The 18,706-nt window shown below is 64.2% G+C and carries 14 protein-coding genes; 7 read left to right on the top strand and 7 right to left on the bottom strand.

Annotated features, from left to right (window positions below):
- Nucleotides 1–8: 8 nt before the first annotated feature.
- Nucleotides 9–2,723, bottom strand: coding sequence for a glycoside hydrolase family 3 C-terminal domain-containing protein (locus ACOX7T_RS07030; protein WP_433441237.1), 2,715 nt, complete (start codon nt 2,721–2,723; stop codon nt 9–11).
- A gap of 182 nt (nt 2,724–2,905) precedes the next feature.
- On the opposite strand from ACOX7T_RS07030, the gene ACOX7T_RS07025 reads away from it, so the two are divergent.
- A complete protein-coding gene (locus tag ACOX7T_RS07025; protein WP_433441235.1) occupies nt 2,906–3,685 on the top strand; it encodes a helix-turn-helix transcriptional regulator in 780 nt (259 codons plus the stop codon).
- Between the two features lie 66 nt (nt 3,686–3,751).
- Here the strand turns inward: ACOX7T_RS07025 and ACOX7T_RS07020 are convergent, their stop codons facing one another.
- The 3 genes from ACOX7T_RS07020 to ACOX7T_RS07010 form a co-directional block, all read right to left on the bottom strand.
- Nucleotides 3,752–6,220, bottom strand: coding sequence for an HAD-IC family P-type ATPase (locus ACOX7T_RS07020; protein ID WP_433441232.1), 2,469 nt, complete (start codon nt 6,218–6,220; stop codon nt 3,752–3,754).
- A 210-nt stretch (nt 6,221–6,430) separates the two neighbouring features.
- On the bottom strand, nt 6,431–7,123 hold the full coding sequence (locus ACOX7T_RS07015; RefSeq protein ID WP_433441229.1) for a response regulator transcription factor: 693 nt from the start codon (nt 7,121–7,123) through the stop codon (nt 6,431–6,433).
- A gap of 53 nt (nt 7,124–7,176) precedes the next feature.
- A complete protein-coding gene (locus tag ACOX7T_RS07010) occupies nt 7,177–8,187 on the bottom strand; it encodes a helix-turn-helix transcriptional regulator (RefSeq protein WP_433441227.1) in 1,011 nt (336 codons plus the stop codon).
- 221 nt (nt 8,188–8,408) lie between these two features.
- Here ACOX7T_RS07010 and ACOX7T_RS07005 point away from each other — a divergent pair, with 221 nt between their 5' ends.
- Nucleotides 8,409–9,224: a C40 family peptidase gene (locus tag ACOX7T_RS07005; protein ID WP_433441225.1), complete on the top strand. Its 816-nt coding sequence runs from the start codon at nt 8,409–8,411 to the stop codon at nt 9,222–9,224.
- Between the two features lie 49 nt (nt 9,225–9,273).
- Here ACOX7T_RS07005 and trxB read toward each other — a convergent pair whose 3' ends face one another.
- From trxB to ACOX7T_RS06990, 3 genes are all read right to left on the bottom strand, one after another.
- Nucleotides 9,274–10,179, bottom strand: a complete 906-nt coding sequence (gene trxB, locus ACOX7T_RS07000) for a thioredoxin-disulfide reductase (RefSeq protein ID WP_433441223.1) — start codon at nt 10,177–10,179, stop codon at nt 9,274–9,276.
- A 129-nt stretch (nt 10,180–10,308) separates the two neighbouring features.
- Nucleotides 10,309–12,453: a sensor histidine kinase gene (locus tag ACOX7T_RS06995; RefSeq protein WP_433441221.1), complete on the bottom strand. Its 2,145-nt coding sequence runs from the start codon at nt 12,451–12,453 to the stop codon at nt 10,309–10,311.
- A gap of 43 nt (nt 12,454–12,496) precedes the next feature.
- A complete protein-coding gene (locus tag ACOX7T_RS06990) occupies nt 12,497–13,189 on the bottom strand; it encodes a response regulator transcription factor (RefSeq protein ID WP_433441219.1) in 693 nt (230 codons plus the stop codon).
- Between the two features lie 250 nt (nt 13,190–13,439).
- Here ACOX7T_RS06990 and ACOX7T_RS06985 point away from each other — a divergent pair, with 250 nt between their 5' ends.
- From ACOX7T_RS06985 to lepB, 5 genes are all read left to right on the top strand, one after another.
- On the top strand, nt 13,440–13,844 hold the full coding sequence (locus ACOX7T_RS06985; RefSeq protein ID WP_433441217.1) for a PPC domain-containing DNA-binding protein: 405 nt from the start codon (nt 13,440–13,442) through the stop codon (nt 13,842–13,844).
- Nucleotides 13,841–14,620: a TIGR00282 family metallophosphoesterase gene (locus ACOX7T_RS06980; RefSeq protein WP_433441215.1), complete on the top strand. Its 780-nt coding sequence runs from the start codon at nt 13,841–13,843 to the stop codon at nt 14,618–14,620. The genes ACOX7T_RS06985 and ACOX7T_RS06980 overlap by 4 nt, the downstream gene beginning before the upstream one ends.
- A gap of 27 nt (nt 14,621–14,647) precedes the next feature.
- The gene (locus tag ACOX7T_RS06975) at nt 14,648–15,748 is read left to right on the top strand and encodes a metallophosphoesterase family protein (protein WP_433441213.1); all 1,101 of its coding nucleotides are present in this window, start codon (nt 14,648–14,650) and stop codon (nt 15,746–15,748) included.
- Complete coding sequence (locus tag ACOX7T_RS06970) at nt 15,745–18,006, top strand: ATP-binding protein (protein ID WP_433441211.1); 2,262 nt, start codon at nt 15,745–15,747, stop codon at nt 18,004–18,006. The genes ACOX7T_RS06975 and ACOX7T_RS06970 overlap by 4 nt, the downstream gene beginning before the upstream one ends.
- 108 nt (nt 18,007–18,114) lie before the next feature.
- Complete coding sequence (gene lepB / locus ACOX7T_RS06965) at nt 18,115–18,702, top strand: signal peptidase I (RefSeq protein ID WP_433441209.1); 588 nt, start codon at nt 18,115–18,117, stop codon at nt 18,700–18,702.
- Nucleotides 18,703–18,706 lie beyond the last annotated feature (4 nt).

Here is an 18,706-nt window from a genome sequence, read left to right as displayed (position 1 = left end):
GAGGGGAATTACTCCACCGCCCAGGCCTGGCAGACGGCGTAGAGGATGTTCTTGCTGGCGCGGAACAGATTCTGGGTCATGCCGATCTGGGTGTCAGGATTCTTGGCGGCATCCAGCAGCTGACCGGCGTGGGAATCAAAGGGAGCCCAGGCGCCCACGGCGTCCAGAGACAGGTCGCCGCCGGCGTAGGACATGAGGATGGTGTCCATGTAGGGGTAGACATGGGCATCGGTGATGACCAGACCCTCAAAGCCCCACTCGTCGCGGAGCAGGTCGGTGAGCAGAGTGGAGTTGCCGCCCGCCCACTCGGTGCCGATGTAGTTGAAGGAGGACATGACGCCCAGGGAGCCGCCCTCCTTGATGGCCATCTCAAAGGGCTTCAGGTAGATCTCACGCATGGCCTGCTCGTTGCACCAGGAGAAGAGCTGGTTGCGGTCGTTGGACTCGCGCTCGTTGAGGGCGAAGTGCTTGACGAAGCAGATGACGCCCTTGTCGGTGGCACCACGGACCACGTTGGAGGCGATGGTGCCGGCCAGGAAGCTGTCCTCGGAGTAGTACTCGAAGTTACGGCCGTTGAAGGCGGTGCGGTGGGTGTCCATGGCGGGGGCGTACCAGCCGGCGTAGCCGTTGACCTGGGCCTCGCTGCCCGCGCTGGTGCCCATCATGTAGGCGATATCCTCATTCCAGGAGGAGGCGATGACCACCGGGCAGGGGTAGGTGATGCCGGCGGCGTCGGTGCCCATGATGGCGCCGGAGTAGGTGGAGGCGCCTACGCAGACGGAGCCGTCGGGGGTGCGGGTGAAGGGCACGCCCAGACGCTCCAGGCCCTCGATGTGCCAGGCACCGTTGCCGGAGAGCAGAGCCATCTCGTCCAGGGTCAGCTGGGAGACAAACTCGTCCCACTTGGGGTCGTCCTTGGCCACGCCCTTCATGTCGGAGAGCATGATGGGGGTATCCAGAGTCACGCCCACAGCGGGCATGTCGGCCTCGGTCAGGCCCAGCTCAGCGTCGGTGGGGGCGGAGTAGCCGGAAATGGCGTCCAGAACGGCCTGGGAAGCGGTGAAGTCCTCCTCCTTGGGGCCGGTGAAGGCGCGGCTGTCCTGGTTCCACTCACGGGTCAGGAAGTCGTCGGGACCCATGGCGTCGTCAAACAGGTTGGTGACGGACACCAGATCGCAGGAGCGCTTGCCGTCGTTGGCGTCGTTGTAGATGATGTCGTCGGCCAGGTTCCAGGTCTCCTCGTCCACCACGTCGTGGGCGTTGTTGCGCAGGGAGATGACGTAGTCGCCGGCCTCCAGAGTCCAGGCCTTGTTGGTGGTGTAGTCGTAGGAGGCCATGTCCTCCACGTTGAACTCGATGGAGTAGTACTCGGTGGTGCCGGGCTCAATCAGGTTGGTCTTCTTGAAGGCCACCAGATTCACGGTGGACTTCTCAATGGCGCCGGTGTAGGGGGGATTGTAGTAGATCTCCAGCACGTCCTTGCCGGCCACGTCGCCGGTGTTGGTGACCTCCACCCGGACGGTGATCACGCCGTTCTCCTCGTTGATGGCCATGATATCCTTGTCAAAGGTGGTGTAGGACAGGCCGGAGCCGAAGGGGAACATGACCTCGCTGTCGTAGTCATAGCTCTCGTCGGTGTCGTGGCGGGTCTCAAAGTACTTGTAGCCCACGTAGATGCCCTCGCTGTACTGGGTGAAGTAGCCGGCGTCGTCGGGGGCGTTGGTGTAGTGGTAGCTGTTGGCGTTCCAGGTGCCGTCAGACTCCAGCTGGAGGTAGTTGTTGGCAGCGGGGGTGGCCAGGTTGTCCACAAGCCAGGTGTCAGCCAGACGGCCGGAGGGGTTCACCTCGCCGCTGAGGATGCGCACCAGGGAGTGGATGCCGGCCTCACCGGGGTAGCCAATCCACAGAACGCTCTTGATCTGGGGATAATCCCGCAGGAAGTCCAGCTCCATGGCGTTGGCGGTGTTGAGCACCAGGATGACCTTGTCGAACTTGGAGCACACGGCGTCCACCATGGAGGCCTCGTCCTCGGAGAGCTGGAGCAGGGAGGGAGTGAAGTCGAAAACCTCGCTGCCGCCCCGGCCGATGAAGATCATGGCCACGTCGGAGTAGTCGTAGGCGTGGTCCAGGATGGAGCGGCCGTCGTCATAGAGGGAGGTGTCGGTGAGGATATCGCCGGGCACATCGGGGACGGTGATGTTGCTGGGCTCGGTGATGAACTCGGAGGCGCTGCTGTTGCCGGGGGCCTCGGTGGGAGCGATGGAGGCCTTGCCGGTCTTGTAGTAGTTGTAGTAGAGGTTGAGCAGGTCGGGGTTGAGCTCGTAGTTGCCCTCGGCCATGGCGTCCTCCAGGCGGACGCACTTGTCAACCACGGAGGCGGCGGAGCCGCCGGCGTTGTACACCAGCTGCACGGCACGCATGCCGAACACGTTGATCTTGCTCTTGTTGTCGGCAGAGGTGGCCAGAGGCATCAGGTCCTCATTGTTCTGCATGAGGACAAAGCCCTCGTCGGCGATGGTCTGGGAGGTATCGCTGGCGGAGGTGTAGGACATCTGCTGCTCGGGGGTGTCCGCCTTGAACTTGGACAGGAACCAGTAGCCCGAGTTGGTGATGACAAAGGCGTAGACCAGAACGGCCACCAGCAGCACTACCACGGCAATGGCCACGCCAATGCCAATTTTAGCGCCCTTGCTCAGGGGCTTCTTTGCTTTCGATTGCTCCATTTTCATTTCTCCTTCCTTTTTTCTGCCATGTGTCCGTACACATTGCAGAAAAAGAATACCGACAGAGAAGAAAAATAGATACACGATTTCTACTGTTAATATAAAAAATCTACTTTACAGATGAAAATGTCCATATATAATAAATTTAAGCATACGAAATTGGTGAAAATGGAGGGGAGCCTATGAGCCAGGTACAAAAGAGCCCTATTACGCCGCCGGAAGTGGAGGCCATTATGGACCGGCTGGTGGCACAGCGGCGGGAAAGTCTGGAATTTCATACGGCCTACCAGCAGGAGACGCTGCAGTTCCTCTGTGTAAAGGAGGGGGAGCCGGAAAGGCTGGCCCAGCTTTACAGCGGCCACAGCTACGGGCGCAGCGCCGCCATGGGCATGATGGCACAGAGCGAGCTGGACCAGTGGCGCTGCGCCTTTATTGTGGCGATAACCCTCTATACCCGCTTTGCCATTGAGGGTGGACTGGACCAGGAGATCGCATACAGCCTCTCCGACGCCTACCTCTGCGTGGTCCACCGGATGGACGATCCCAGGGCGGTGTATGAGCTGTTCCACCGGGCCGGGGTGGACTTTGCTGCCCGGGTACGGGACAGCCGGCTGTCCCAGGTCCCGGCGGTGGTGGCCTGCCGGGATTATATCTCCAAGCACCTGCACTTCAAAATCACCGTGGCCGAGCTGGCCCGGCACTGCGGACTGTCTCCCAACTACCTCTCCACACTCTTCCACCGCCAGACAGGCATGACCCTGAAGGAGTACATCCTGCGGGAGAAGCTGCGGGCTGCCCGCTATATGCTGCTGACCACCGATATCACCGTAGCCGAGGCGGCGGTGCAGTTCTCCTTTCCCTCCCACAGCAGCTTTGCCCGGGATTTTCAGAAGCACTACGGCCTGCCGCCGACAAAATACCGCGCCCAGCCCCACAGTGTGGCCTGGGACATCATCGACTGACCTGCAAAAAAGCTCCGGAACGGAACCGCTTCAGGTTCCGTTCCGGAGCTGAATATTTTTCGGCAATCAGCTGTCCTCGGGCAGCACCCGGAGACGGCGGTGGGCCCGCAGCCGGGTCACAAAGGCCTTGTGTACCAGGGCGCACACCTCCATCACCTTGAGCACCGCCTTCTGGCAGGGCACGGCCAGCAGCAGCAGCACGCAGAAGACCAGGCCGGTCTGGAGGGTCAGGGGCTCCAGGGAGAAGAAGGAGCCGAACCACCCCACGCACACCACCATGGACACCGTCATGGCGCCCCACAGCACCCTCCGCTTCCAGTCGAAGGGCTGGCAGACATAGTAGAGGACAATCAGGCCGTTGAAGGCCATCAGCATGGCGGAGATGGTGGACAAAGACTGTGTGGAGAAGGAGAAGGCATAGGCGAAGGCCTCAGCCCCCAGCACCAGGAACAGGTTGGTCAGTCCGCCGGGACAGGCCTGCTTCATCACGTTGGGCAGGAAACGGCCCTTGACAATGGCCCGGTTGGGCTCCAGCGCCAGGAAGAAGGAGGGCACGCCGATGGTGAGGGCGGAGATGAGGGAGAGCTGGAGGGGCACAAAGGGGTAGGGCATGTCGGCAGCGAAGATGGTGATGAGAGACAGCAGGAAGGAGAAGATGTTCTTCACCAGGAACAGGGAGGCGGCCCGCTGGATGTTGTTGATCACACGGCGGCCCTCCAGCACCACCTGGGGCATGGAGGCGAAGTTGGAGTCCAGCAGCACCAGATGGGCGGCCTGACAGGCGGCGTCGGCGCCCGAGGCCATGGCGATGCCGCAGTCGGCGTCCTTCAGGGCCAGCACGTCGTTGACGCCGTCGCCCGTCATGGCCACCGTGTGCCCCGCCTTTTTCAGGGCCTGGACGAACTTCCGCTTCTGGCTGGGGGTCACCCGGCCGAACACGGTGTACTGCTCCACCGCACGGGCGATGTCGGCGTCCGACTTGAGGGTGGCGGCGTCCACATACTGCTCCGCCCCCTGGATACCCGCCCGCAGGGCCACCTGGGAGACGGTGACCGGGTTGTCACCCGAGATGACCTTCACCGCCACGCCCTGTTGGGCGAAGTAGCGGAAGGTGTCGGGGGCCTCGGGGCGGATTTTGTTGGCGATGCGGATGAGGGCCATGGGGGAGAGCTTGCCGGTGAGTTTGCCGCCGGTGATGGGACCCTCGTGTTTGGCCAGCAGGAGCACCCGCTCCCCCTGGCCGGAGTACTCCTCCACCGTCTCCTTCAGGTCGGCGTACCGCTGGCCCATGACGAACTCGGGCGCGCCCACCACATAGGTCCCGTGGCCCACAAAGGTGACGGCACTCCACTTGGTGGCTGAGGTGAAGGGAATCACTTTGTCCGCCTTCCACACCGATTTGCCGGAAAACCGGGCCTTGAGGGCCTTGGCGGTGTCGTTGTCAGCGTCGGCGGCGGCATAGAAGGCATTGAGGGTGGCCTCCACCGTCCGGACGGGGAAGAGCTCCTCATCCAGAGGCACCAGGCCGGCCACCGCCATGCCCGGCTCGGTGATGGTGCCCGTCTTGTCCACGCAGAGCACGTCCACCCGGGCCAGGGTCTCAATGGAGCTCATGTCGTGGACCAGGGTCCGCTTCCGGGCCAGACGGAGCACGGACACCGCCAGAGCCACGCTGGTGAGCAGGTAGAGCCCCTCGGGGATCATGCCGATGAGGGCGGCCACCGTGGAGGTCATGGCGTGGCGGATGCCGGTCTCCAGGAAGAAGTACTGCTTGACGAACAGGGCTACCCCCATGGGGATGAGGGCGATGCCGATGATCCGGATGAGCTTGTCCAGGGAGTTCATCATCTCGGACTGCCGGGGGGCGTGGCCCTTTTTGGCCTCCAGGGTGAGGCGGGAGGCGTAGGACTCGGCGCCCACCCGGGTGAGCACCGCCCGGCCGCTGCCCGCTACCACAAAGCTGCCCGACAGCAGCTCGTCCCCCGCCGCCTTGGGGATGGCGTCCGGCTCGCCGGTGATGAGTGCCTCGTTGACCTGGAGGGAGCCGGAGACCATCACCGCGTCCGCCGGGATCTGACTGCCCGCCGAGAAAACCACCACGTCGTCCCGCACCAGCTTGGCCACCGGCAGGGTAATCACCTTGCCGTCCCGTACCGCCGTGGCCTTGGGGGCGGAGAGCAGGGTGAGCTTGTCGATGGTGTGCTTGGAGCGGATCTCCTGGACAATGCCGATGAGGGTGTTGGCGATGGCGATAATGAGAAAGAGCATGTCCCGGAAATCGCCCACCAGGGCCAGGCACACGGCCAGCACCACGAAGATCAGGTTGAAGAAGGTAAAGACGTTCTCCCGGATGATCTGCTTCTCCGTCTTGGTGGGGGCCTCCACGGGGGTGTTGGCGTACCCTGCCGCGGCCCGCTCCGCCGCCTGGGCGGAGGTGAGTCCCTGCTCCGGGTCGGTACGCACAGGGGGGATGGGCCGTCTGCTCTGAGGGGGCGGGGCCTGGACAGCGGCGCCCCCGGTCTGCTGTTTCTTCATTTCCTCAAACGCCTCACTGAGCTCCCCGACGGGCCGGGGAGAAGATTGGAAATTCAGGTCGATTTGCTTACAGCGTATATTCTAAAGGGCAAAGCGGTGGAAATCCAGTAAGAAATTTTAAACGATTTATAAAAATAGGGGAGTCTGACTGTAAAAAAGCGGCCTGCCGGAAAGCGGCAGGCCGACTATCAGTGTAAGGAACCGGGCGTGTCAGGGGAGCTGTCCGGGGGTGTCGTCAAAGCGGTACCCCACGCCCCGCAGAGTGACAATCTGAACGGCGTAGGGGCCGATGGCCCGGCGGACCTGCTTGATATGGGTGTCCAGCGTGCGCTCGCCCTTGGGGCGGTCGGGGCCCCACACCGCCTCCAGCAGGACCTGGCGGGTCATGGCGGTGCCCGGATGGGAGACCAGCTGGAGCAGCAGATCAAACTCCTTGGGTGAGAGCTCGGCGGTCCGGCCGTCCACCGAAACCCGGCGGGCCGCCGGGTCCACCACCAGCCCGCCGATGCCCAGGGTGGGGGCGTCCGGCGCGGGCGCGGGGCGCCTGCGCTTGAGAATGGCGGCTACGCGGTACATCAGCTCCCGTGGGGAGAAGGGCTTGACCATGAAATCGTCCACGCCCAGCTTGAAGCCGCGGACCTTGTCCTGCTCTTCTCCGTGGACGGAGAGCATGAGCACCGGTACATCGGAGAAGGTGCGTATGGCCCGAAGCACCTCATAGCCGTCCAGGCCGGGGAGCATGATATCCAGAATCACCAGATCAATGCCGCCCTCCCGGCAGCGCTCCACCGCGGCGCGCCCGTCGGCGCACTCGGCGATCTCATAGCCTGCATGGCGGGCGTGCTTTGCCACCAGCGCCCGCAGCTTTGCCTCATCGTCCACAATCAAAATCCGTTCTGCCATGGTGAGGTCTCCTTTCCTTGAGAAGTCGCCGGGGACAGGACAGAAAGGTAAGGTTATTGACTGCTGGCAGGGGGCGGTGCGGACAGGCAGCCCTCCACCGCCTGCAGCTGAGCCCGGAAGGCCTCCACCGCCCAGGCGGGGCCCAGCAGCTCCGCCCCGGAGCCCAGGCCGAAGAGCCAGCCTAGGAACTGGGGGCTCACCACCGCCCGTACCGTGACTGTAAAGTGATTGGCGCCGTCGGGCACCAGAATCACATCCTGCCCGAACCGGTCCAGCACCACACCCACCAGCTGGCTGCTGCAGCGCAGTGCCACCTGGGCTTCCCGGCCGCTGAACATGCCGAAATGCTTCTGGGCGTAGGTGGACAGGTCGAAGTCACGGCAGCTCTCGTCCCCCAGGCGGGGCAGGCAGGTCACCGCCAGCTCGGCCATCTTGTCCACCCGGTAGTGCCGCATCTCCCGGTGCAGGTGATCGTATCCGGCCAGATAGTAATTCTCGTTGTCCCAGATCAGCCCGTAGGGGCTGACCTGATAGCGCTTGCCCTCCCGGCGGAAGACCTTCTCCTTCTTCACATTGTACTCAAAGTACCGGAAGGTGACTGATTTGCCGGTGGCAATGGCGCTGTGGAGCTTGTCGATGTTGTAATACACGCTCTCATTCATGGCCTTGACCCGGCCGGACACATAGACCTGCCGCTGCAGCGAGCGGGCGTGGTGGCGGCTGGTGAGGGTCTCCAGCTTGTGGATCAGCGCGTCCGACTTGCGGCGGGTGATGAATTTGCAGGACTGCACCGCATCCACCAGCAGCTTCAGCTCGGCCAGCTCGAATTCCCGCCCGCCGATAAACCAGCCCGGGGACTTTCCCTTCCTGCTCTGTACGTCCAGGCCCAACTCCCGCAGCGCGTCCATGTCATCATAGATGCTCTTCCGCTCCGCCCCTATCTCATGGGCCTCCAGGGTGCTGATCAGCTGCTGGACCGTCATAGGGTGCTCCTCATCGGTCTCCCGGAGCAGGGTCCGCTCCAGCAGCGGCAGCTTGAGCTTCTGATTGGCGCCTCTCGCCATGGCGCATCCCCCCTTTCCACTCCATCATAACGAAAAATATGTACGATAAAACGGACTTTTAAAAAGCATACCATATTTTTGCTGTTCTGCCAAGTGACCCAGGATAAGAAAAAGGCAGAAATTTGAAAATCAAAGGGTCTTTTTGCGGTCGCTTTACAAGGGCAGAAAACTATGCTACCCTCGTAATCAGAAAGGGCGGAACTGAGAGAGGAGGGCGGAAGATGAGAGCGGTTGTGACATCCTCTATTTGCCCACTGATGAGCGGGCCGTCGCACCGGTGTGAGCGGGCGGACGAGGCCCTGGGGGGCATGATTGTGGAGGTGCTGGAGGACACTGGCACCGGCTGGCGGCTGGTGCGCACCCACTACGGCTACACCGGCTACGCGCCGGAGGAGTGTCTCCTCTTCGGCGGGGAGACGGCGGCGCGCTGGGCAAGCCGGGAGAAGAAGGTGGTGCTCCAGGGGACCTGCGACGTGCTGGCCTCTCCCAATGTGGCCGCCTGGCAGGTGGCCACATTGGTCCGCGGGGACCTGGTGGCCCCCAGAGGGGAAGCGCAGGAGGGCTGGCAGCGGGTGCTGCTCCCCGGCGGACAGGAGGGGTACCTCCGCAGCAGCTTTCTGGGGCAGTACCACACCTCGCCCGTCTATGAGGACGAGGAGGGCATGCGCTCGGCCCTGGTGGATGCCGCTCTGGCCTACCGGGGGACCCACTACCGCTGGGGCGGCAAAAGCCCCATGGGAATCGACTGCTCCGGGCTGTGCTCCATGGCCTACCTGCTCTGCGGGGTGATCATCTGGCGGGACGCGGCCATCAGGGAGGGCTACCCCATCCGGCCCATTCCCAGGGAGAACATGCGCCCCGGCGATCTGCTCTTCTTCCCCGGCCATGTAGCAATGTACTTGGGGGACGGGCGGTACATCCACGCCACCGCCCGTGGGGGGGACGACGGCGTTGTCATCAACAGCCTCCGAGCCGGCCACGCGGGCTATCGGGCCGATCTGGCCGGAAGCCTGACGGCGGTTGGCTCCATATTCTAAGCAGACAGTGCGCCCTGGAAACGCTGTTCCCAGGGCGCATATTTGCTGTTTATTGGGCGGACTGGAGGTAGCGGCCGGCCTGGGAGGCGGCGGAAGCGCCGTCCGCCGCAGCGGTGACCAGCTGGCGCAGGTCCTTCACACGGGTGTCACCGGCGGCAAAGATGCCGGGCACATTGGTGCGGGTGTCCTCACCGGCGATGATATAACCAGCCTGGTCCAACTCCAGAGGCGGGGAGAAGACCTGGTTGTCCGGGGCCAGGCCCACGGCGGCGAACACACCCGCCACGGGCAGGGAACGCCTGCCGTCGGGACCCTCCACCAGCAGGGAGGTGACGGACTGCTCGCCCTGGATTTCCACCACCTTGTGGGAGAGGAGCACATGGATGTTGGGCGCGGCGGCCAGGGCGTCAATCAGATGCCGCTCCGCCCTGAAGGTATCCCGGCGGTGGACCAGGTACACGTTGGGGCAGATGTTGGCCAGGAACAGGGCGTCCTCCAGGGCGGTGTTGCCGCCGCCCACCACCGCCGTATCCCTGCCACGGAAGAAGTTGCCGTCGCAGGTGGCGCAGTAGCTGACGCCCCGGCCCGCCAGCCGCTCCTCGCCGGGTACCTCCAGCTTCCGCCGGCGCACGCCGTTGGCGATGATGACCGTCCGGCCCTCATAGGTGCTGCCGCCGGTGGTCACAGTCTTGTATGTGCCGTTGTCGGACAGAGAGGCCACCCGCTCAAAGCGGATGTCAGTGCCCAGAGCCTGGGCCTGCTCGTAGAGGTTCATGGCAAAATCCGGCCCGGAGACCTGCTTGCTGCCCGGCCAGTTCTCAATGTCCGGCGTGGTGGCCGCCTGGCCGCCGGGGGTGCCCCCCTCCAGCAGCAGGGCAGAGTATCCGGCCCGCTTGGCATAGATGGCGGCGGTCAGGCCCGCAGGACCGGCGCCGATGATGATGATGTCGTACATATGCTCACCCCATTAACGAGAATTATTCTTATTAAAATCATACCATATAACAGGAGATTTGAAAAGAGAAAAATGCCCAAAAAGCAAAAAAATTTCCGGCACGGGATATTGTCCCGTGCCGGAGATAATTTATGCGCTGTGGTCCAGGGAATCAGGGCTGTTTTCCGGTTCAGAGGACAGACCGGGGGTGGGCTCGGGCAGAGCCACCGCCTCGGGGAAGGAGACGGCGGCCTTGAACAGGTCTCCGTCGATGTCCAGCCGGAAGGTGCCGCCCTGGAGCTCGGTCAGGCTGCGGGCGATGGACAGACCCAGGCCGGAGCCCTCGGTGGTGCGGGACTCCTCGCCCCGGACAAACCGCCCCATCAGCCGCTCCGGGGGAATGTTGAGCTGCTGGCGGGAGATGTTCTTCACCGACAGGGTCACCATGCCCTCCCAACGGGTCACGTCCAGGTAGATGCGGGTGCCCTCCAGGGCGTACTTGCAGCAGTTGGAGAACAGGTTGTCGATGACCCGCCACAGGTGGCGGCCGTCGGCCCAGATGAACAGCTCATCCTGGGGCAGGGTGGGCACCGCCGTCAGATTGTGGGCCTGGAACCGCTCCTCGTACTCGCCCAATGCCTGGCCCACGAACTGGACGATACCCAGCCGCTCCAGGCTGACGGGCAGGCTGCCCGTGGAGGCCTTGCTGGCCTCCACCAGGTCCTCGGTCAGCTTTTTCAGCCGCTGGCTCTTCCGGTCCAGTACCTCCAGGTACTCCAGAGCCTTAGGATTGTCCAGAGGCTCCTTTTTCAGCAGATCCACATAGTTGATGATGGAGGTGAGGGGGGTCTTCAGGTCGTGGGACACATTGGTGATAAGCTCGGCCTTGAACCGCTCGGACTGCATCCGCTGGTCCACCGCTGCGCTCACCGCCGCGCCCAGGTCGTTGAGCTGCTCGGCGTGCTCCCGCAGGTCCCGGTACATGCCGGTGGTGTCGATCTTGGTCTCCGGGCTGCCGCCCACAATCTCCGCCGTGCCCGCACGGATAGCCTTCCACTGGCGGCTCCACCGGCACAGGCACCAGAGCACAAAGCCCTGATAGACCGGGATGAGCACCACGGTCAGGCCGGTGAGCAGGCTGCCCAGCAGGTAGAGCAGGAAGAGGGTAACAATCCGGCGGCTCATGGTCCAGCCGTGGACCATCCGGGACAGGAAGTGGACTGTGGCCCTGAGCATCCGCCACACCAGCATGGAGCGCAGCAGATTGTGGTTTTTCAGGCGGATGGCGGTGGTCATCAGCAGGCCCAGGGTGAGGGCGGCTCCCGCCATGGCGAACACAGCCAGGCCCACCAGCACAAAAAGACGGGTGTTGCCCTGGTTATACACATAGGACACCTGGTCCCCCGCGGAGAGCAGGGCGGCGCCCAGGAAAAAGTCCGCCGTCAGGTACACGTCATAGGGCACCCGTTCCTGCCAGGTGAGGGGTACGGAGCCGTTCTCCCGGCGGCGGCAGCAGTCCATCAGCAGACTGCGGATACCCGCCAGGCTCAGCAGGCAGGTGATCAGGGCCACAAGGGCCACATAGGGCAGACGGCCCTGGAGCTCGGCATAGGAAACGCGGCTCTGGGAGTAGCTGTCCGAAATGGGCATGGGGTTGGCGATACCCGCCTGGATGACCACCTCTTCCCGCTTGATGCGGGTGTCAAAGCTCTCGTCGTAGCCGTCAAAGACGTCACCGTCAGAGTAGTAGCCGTAGGCGTTGAAATGTTCCACGCTGTCCGCCGGGTCGCAGGTGACAAAGCCGTCCTCCGTGCGCACCATGCGGACATACCGCTCCAGATCCTCATCGTAATAGGTGTAGTCGTCATAGGCCAGGTCGCTGCCGTAGGTGATGGTGGCGGCATTGGTTATCTGGGTGCCGGTGGTATCCACCAGGGATGCGCCGTTCAGGTTGGAGGCCAGAAGAGCCCCGGACTGGTCGTGGACCTGGTAGCGGAAGTTGGTGTTTTCAGGGGAAAGCCGATCCTGAAGGCCGCTGAGCTGCTGCTCCTCCAGGTAGGACAGGTCTCCGGTCCAGCGCTCCCGCAGCAGGAGATCCACCAGCTGCTCCACCTGGCTCAGGTCGGAGAACATATCCATCCGTGCGGTGTTGCTGTTGTAGTAGTCGCCGCCGGTCCACAGGTCATCCCAGTTGGCGGCGGTGAGCAGGCTTGAGAGAAAGGCCGCCGCCAGCACCGCCATGGTCAGGAGAAAGACCCCCGCCCGGGACACCGGATTGAAATTGAGGCTTCTCACAGAAATCAGCTCCTGTCAGTTGATTTGCCGGAGAAGCGGGGATTTACAGCTTCTCCATCTTATAACCCAGGCCCCACACCACCTTGATGTACCGGGGGTTGGCCGGGTCAATCTCGATTTTCTCCCGCAGGTGGCGGATGTGCACCGCCACCGTGTTCTCCGAGCCCAGAGAGGGGTCGTTCCACACCTGCTCATAGATCTGGCTGGTGGAGTACACCCGGCCCGGACTCTTGAGCAGCAGCTTGAGAATATTGTACTCAATGGGAGTGAGGGACACGCTCTCGCCGTCCACGGTTACCGACTTGGCGCCGTCGTCCATGGCGATGCCGCCGTTGCGGATCACGTTGTCCTCGGTTCGCTCACGGCCGCCCAGGGTGGTGTACCGCCGCAGCTGGCTCTTCACCCGGGCGATGACCTCAATGGGGTTAAAGGGCTTGGTGATATAGTCGTCGGCGCCGATGTTCAGACCCAGAATCTTGTCCGAGTCCTCGCTCTTGGCGGTGAGCAGGATTATGGGGATGTTCTTGCTCTCCCGCAGCTTGGCGGTGGTGCGGATGCCGTCCAGTCCGGGCATCATCACGTCCAGCAGCACCAGCTGGATGTCCTCCCGGTCCACTATTTTCAGCGCCTCCAGACCGTCGTAGGCCTTGAAGGTCTTGTACCCCTCGCTGGTGAGGTAGATGTCCAGAGCGGAGACAATGTCCTTGTCGTCGTCACAGATGAGAATGTTGTACAACTCGTTCACCTCATGTCTGAAATAATCCTAGCACGGAAACTTTAAGCCGCAAGAACGGAAAGGTTTAAGAACTTTTTAAGAAGCGGGGCCCGGGGCCCAGAGTACCTCACATTGTACTCCATTTTGCCCCCACAGGCAAATGAAAAACGCCGCCCCCAACAGAAAGCACATTGCCCTGGCTGGAAAAATCGCATATAATATAAGTCTCACCTCTCCATGTGGGAGAGGCGGGCGGAAGGGAGGCCTGTCTATGAAAACCCACTGCTTCCGGCTCCGGCGGGGAGACGACCTGCTGGAAAAGCTGGAGGAATTCGCCAGGGAGCACCATATCCCGGCGGCCGCGGTGGTCTCCGGTGTGGGCTGCGTCAGCCGGGCCCGTGTGCGGGACGCCTCGGGCGTCACGGTGCGCACCCTGGACGAGCCGCTGGAGATCGTCTCCCTGATGGGTACCCTGTCAGAGAAGCGGACCCACCTGCACATCTCCCTGTCCCGGGAGGACCTCACCACCCTGGGAGGCCACCTGATGGCGGGGTGCATTGTCAACACAACGGCGGAAATCGTGGTGCTGGAGCTGCCCGGCGTCCGCTTCGACACGGAATTTGACCCGGAGACCGGCTATGACGAGCTGGTCATCCGGCAGGAGGAACAGCCATGATACTCAATCTGCTGGCCGTGGGCGATGTTGCGTCCGACGACGGCCTGAACTACCTCTCCAGACACCTGCGCCAGGTCAAACGCCTCCACGACGTCCACTTCACCGTGGTCAACGGGGAGAATGCCTCCGGCGTGGGCATCCTGCCCCGGCAGGCCCAGGACATCTTTGACGCCGGAGCCGACGTCATCACCCTGGGCAACCACACCTGGAACCGCATCCAGATCGCCCCCTTCCTGGACGAGAACCGGTACATTCTCCGCCCCGCCAACTACACCAGCCGGGTGCCCGGCCGTGGCTGGGGCGTGTTTGAGGGCCCCCGGGGCATCCGCATCGGGGTGATGAACCTCATCGGCCGGTGCGAGATGGACTCCAATTTCGACAACCCCTTCACCGTGGCCGACCGCATCCTGAAGGAGGGAGGCGCCGACATCGCGGTGGTGGACTTCCACGCCGAGGCCACCAGTGAGAAGGGCGCCATGGGCTACTATCTGGACGGCCGGGTCCAGGCGGTGTGGGGCACCCACACCCACGTGCCCACTGCTGACACCCAGATTCTGCCCAAGGGCACCGGCTTTGTCACCGACCTGGGCATGACCGGCCCGGCCCGCTCCGTGCTGGGCATCCGCCCCGAGCAGTCCATCAACCGCTTCCTGGGCGGACTGCCCCAGCGGTACGAGTCGGCGGGAGGGGAGTGCAAGCTGGAGAGCGTGCTCTTCTCCATCGACACGGAGACCAGGCGGTGCGTGGCGGTGGAGCGGGTGGACATCCGGGGCTGACCGGAAAAAAGACCGGAGGAAAGAACCATGCTGAAGCTGATACATGCCGCTGATTTTCATCTGGACGCGCCCTTTGCCGCCCTGCCTCCCGAGCGGGCGGCAGAGCGGCGGGAGGAGCAGCGGCAGCTCCTCACCCGTCTGGCCGAGCTGGCCGAGGCGGAGCGGGCCGATCTGGTGCTGCTGTCCGGCGACCTGCTGGACAGCGACCAGGCCCGCTATGAGACCGTTCAGGCCCTGGCCCGGGCACTAGGGGAGATCAAGGTCCCCGTGTTCATCGCCCCGGGCAACCATGACTTCTGGTCGGCCCGCTCCCCCTGGAGCGCCGGAGCCTGGCCGGAGAACGTACATATCTTTTCCCGCTCCACTCTGGAGACGGTGGAGCTGCCGGAGCTGAACTGCGCCGTCCACGGCGCGGCCTTCATCGCCCCTTCCTGCGACCAGTCCCCCCTGAAGGGCTTTTCCGCCCCGGAGGACGGCAAAATCCACCTGATGGCCCTCCACGGCGACGTGGACGGCAGGGGGCGGTACGGCTCTATTGACCGGGCGGACATCGCCGCAAGCGGCCTGGACTACCTGGCTCTGGGCCATATCCACGCCTGTTCCGGTCTCCAGAAGGAGGGGAACACCTGGTGGGCCTACCCCGGCTGCCCCGAGGGCCGGGGCTTTGACGAGCTGGGGGACAAGGGTGTGCTGGTGGTGGAGGCGGAGAAGGGGAATGTCTCCGCCCGCTTCGTGCCCTTGTGCCGCCGACGCTATGAGATCCTCACCGTGGACCTGTCCGGCGGGGAAAATCCGGCGGAGACCCTGGCCGCTGCCCTGCCCAGAGACGGGGAGAACGACATCTGCCGCATCATCCTCACCGGAGAGAGCGGCGTGGAGGGTCTGGACCTGGAGGCGCTGGAGGCGGTGGCCCAGCCCTATTTTTACAGCGTCACCCTCCGGGACCGGACCCGGGTCCGCCGGGACCTGTGGAGCCGGGCGGAGGAGGACACCCTCACCGGGCTGTTTTTGCGGCAGATGCAGGCCAGACTGGCTCAGGCGGAGACCGACGAGGATAGGGCGCTGGTGGAAAAAGCCGTCCGCTTCGGTCTGGCGGCGCTGGAGAACGGGGAGGACTGCTGCCCATGAGAATCATCAAGATGACGGCCACCTTCGGCCGCCTGAATCACGCCGTGCTGGAGCCCGGACCCGGCCTGAACCTGATTGTAGCCCCCAACGAGAGCGGAAAGTCCACCTGGTGCGCCTTCCTGCGCTCCATGCTCTACGGCATCCCCACCCGGGAGCGGGACCGGCAGGACTATATTGCCGAGAAGAACCGCTACCAGCCCTGGTCGGGCAGCGCCATGGAGGGCGCTCTGGAGCTGGAGTGGCAGGGGAGACAGATCACCATCCGGCGGGGCCCCAGGGGCACCACACCCTTCGGCGCCTTCTCCGCCGTGTACAGCGACACGGGAGAGCCCGTCCCCGGTCTCACCGCGTCCAACTGCGGAGAGACCATTCTGGGCGTGTCCCGGTCCGTATTTGAGAAGTCCGCCTTTGTGGGCCAGGATGGTACGGCCATCTCCGCCGACGGAGAGCTGGAGCGGCGCATTGCCGCCCTGGTGTCCTCGGGGGAGGAGGATGTGTCCTACTCCCAGGTGGAGGACACCCTGAAGGAGTGGCTCCGGCGGAGAAAGTACAACAGGAGCGGCCAGATTCCCCGGCTGGAGAGCGAGCTGGCCGTGCTGGACGATACCCTGGCCCGGCAGGACCAGGCCGCCCGGCAGGCGGAGGACGCCCGCCGGGATCTGGAGCAGCTGACCGCCTGGCGGGACAGCCTGAAAAATGCCCTGGCCACCTGGCAGAGCCGGGAGAACCGGGAGCGGCGGCGCATGTGGGAGGAGGCCGCCGCTGCGCTGGAGAAGGCCAGGGCGGAGGTGGCCGCCCTGGAGGCGGACCAGAACCGCCACGGCGCACCCCCGGACAGGGAGACTCTCCGCCAGGCCCAGGAGGACCTGGCCTACCTCAAGACGGTGAATGCCAACCTGAAGCTGGCCGAGAGCCAGGTCCAGGAGGCGGAGGAGCGGGCTCAGGCGGCCCAGGCGGAGACGGAGGATGCCCTCTTCCCCGACATGACCGCCGACCAGGCCTGGCAGCAGGCCGCAGGCCACAGCGCGCGGGTCACCGAGTGCCGGGCCCGGGCCGCCCGGGCCTCCCGGATCGGATGGGCGGGGGCCGCGGCGTCCGTGGCGGCGGGCGCGGCAATCGCCGCCGCCGGCTGGTTCCTGCTGCCCCAGACCGGGTATATTCTGCCCATCGCAGGCGCGGCGGTGCTGGTCATCGGCGCGGCGGTGTCCCTGGCGGTGAGCCGGGGCAAGGCGGGCAGGCTGACCGCGGAGGCGGAGGAGCTGCTGGGGCGGTACTCCGCCGAGTATCCCGACGACATCATCGCCCGGGCAAACGCCTTCCGGGAGAAGTGGGTGGCCGCCCAGGAGGCCCGCCGGAACGCCGAAGCGGTGGCCGGCTCCCGCCGCCGGCTGATTGCCCAGCGGGAGGAGCTGACGGCAGGGCTGATGGACCTGGTCCACACCTTTGAGCCTGCGGTGCGGGACTTTTTTGGTGTGTCCGCCGCCATCTCCCGGGCGCTGAACCTGGAGGAGCGGCTGTCTACCGCCCGGGTGCGGCTGGACGGAGCGGAAAAGCTGGCCGCCAGTCTGCCCAAGCCCCAGGCCATTGCGGTGGAGGGGGACCCGGACGGCGCTCTCCCCGAGCACTTTGACCCTCAGGAGGCCGCCGCCGCCCTCTCCTCCGCCGAGGGGGAGATGAGCCGTCTGCGCAGCCTCCAGGCCATGGCCCAGGGAGAGCTGAACACCCTGGGGGACCCGGTGCTGTTCCAGTCCCGGCGGGAGGAGCTGACCGAGGAGCTGTCCCGCCGCCGGGAGGAGTACGCCGCCCTTACCCTGGCCCTGGAGGGGCTGGAGGAGGCCAACAGCCAGCTCCGGTCCCGGTTCTCCCCGGCCCTCAACGCCAGGGCGGGAGAGCTGCTTGCCCGGCTCACCGGCGGCAAGTACAGCCGGGTGACCCTGACCCGGGAGCTGGAGGCCTCTGCCGAGGAGGCGGACAGCCCCCTGCCCCGGCGGACTCTGCTGCTGTCCCAGGGCACGGCGGAGCAGGTCTATCTGGCGGTACGGCTGGCGGTGTGCCGCCTGGCCCTGCCCAAGGAGGACCCGGCGCCCATCGTGCTGGACGATGCCCTGGACGCCTTTGACGACAGCCGCATGGATCTGGCCCTGGACCTGCTGCGTGAACTGGGCGAGGAGCGGCAGATTCTCCTCTTTACCTGCCACAGCCGGGAGGCGGAGTGCCTCAAGGGCGCGGAGGACGTGAAGGTGCTCAGTCTTTCTTAACCAAAAACAGACGACAGCCTGCCGAAATCACTTTTTCGGCAGGCTGTTTCTTGCAATGGAGGATGGGGCGCGGTATAATAAACTATCTATGGAATGGGAGATGAGGGCATGGCCCGGGGAAAGCGTGAGCTGAGACCCGAAATGGAGCAGCTGAAGGGAAAGGACGCCGTGAAGGCGGACCTGTACCTGTGGCTGCAGGCCTTTGTGCTTATCTCGGTGGCGGTGGTGCTGTGCTTCGTCTATCTGGGGCGGGTGGTCACCGTTTCGGGCAGTTCCATGGAGCCCACCCTTCACAACGGGGACATACTGCTCCTGCACAGCGACAGGGGCAGCGTGGAGCAGGGAGACATTGTGGTACTGACCCAGACGTCCTTTCTCTCTGAGCCCATTGTGAAGCGGGTCATTGCCACGGAGGGACAGACCGTGGTCATCGACTATACGGAAAACAGCGTCAGCGTGGACGGAGAACGGCTGGATGAGCCCTACGTGGCGGAGATTATGACCCAGCCCGCCTTTTCCTCCTCGTCTGTGGAGACGGTGACGGTGCCCGAGGGCGAGATTTTCGTCATGGGCGACAACCGGAATCACTCCTCGGACAGCCGCCATCCCGACCTGGGCACGGTGGACCTGCGCTGCGTGCTGGGAAAGGCCCAGGCGGTGCTGTTTCCCCTGTCACATCTGCAAACAATCCACTAGGAGG

The organism is Pseudoflavonifractor sp. (genome assembly GCF_050943825.1).
Lineage (GTDB): Bacteria > Bacillota > Clostridia > Oscillospirales > Oscillospiraceae > Pseudoflavonifractor.
This window is presented reverse-complemented; position numbering and strand designations above follow the sequence as displayed.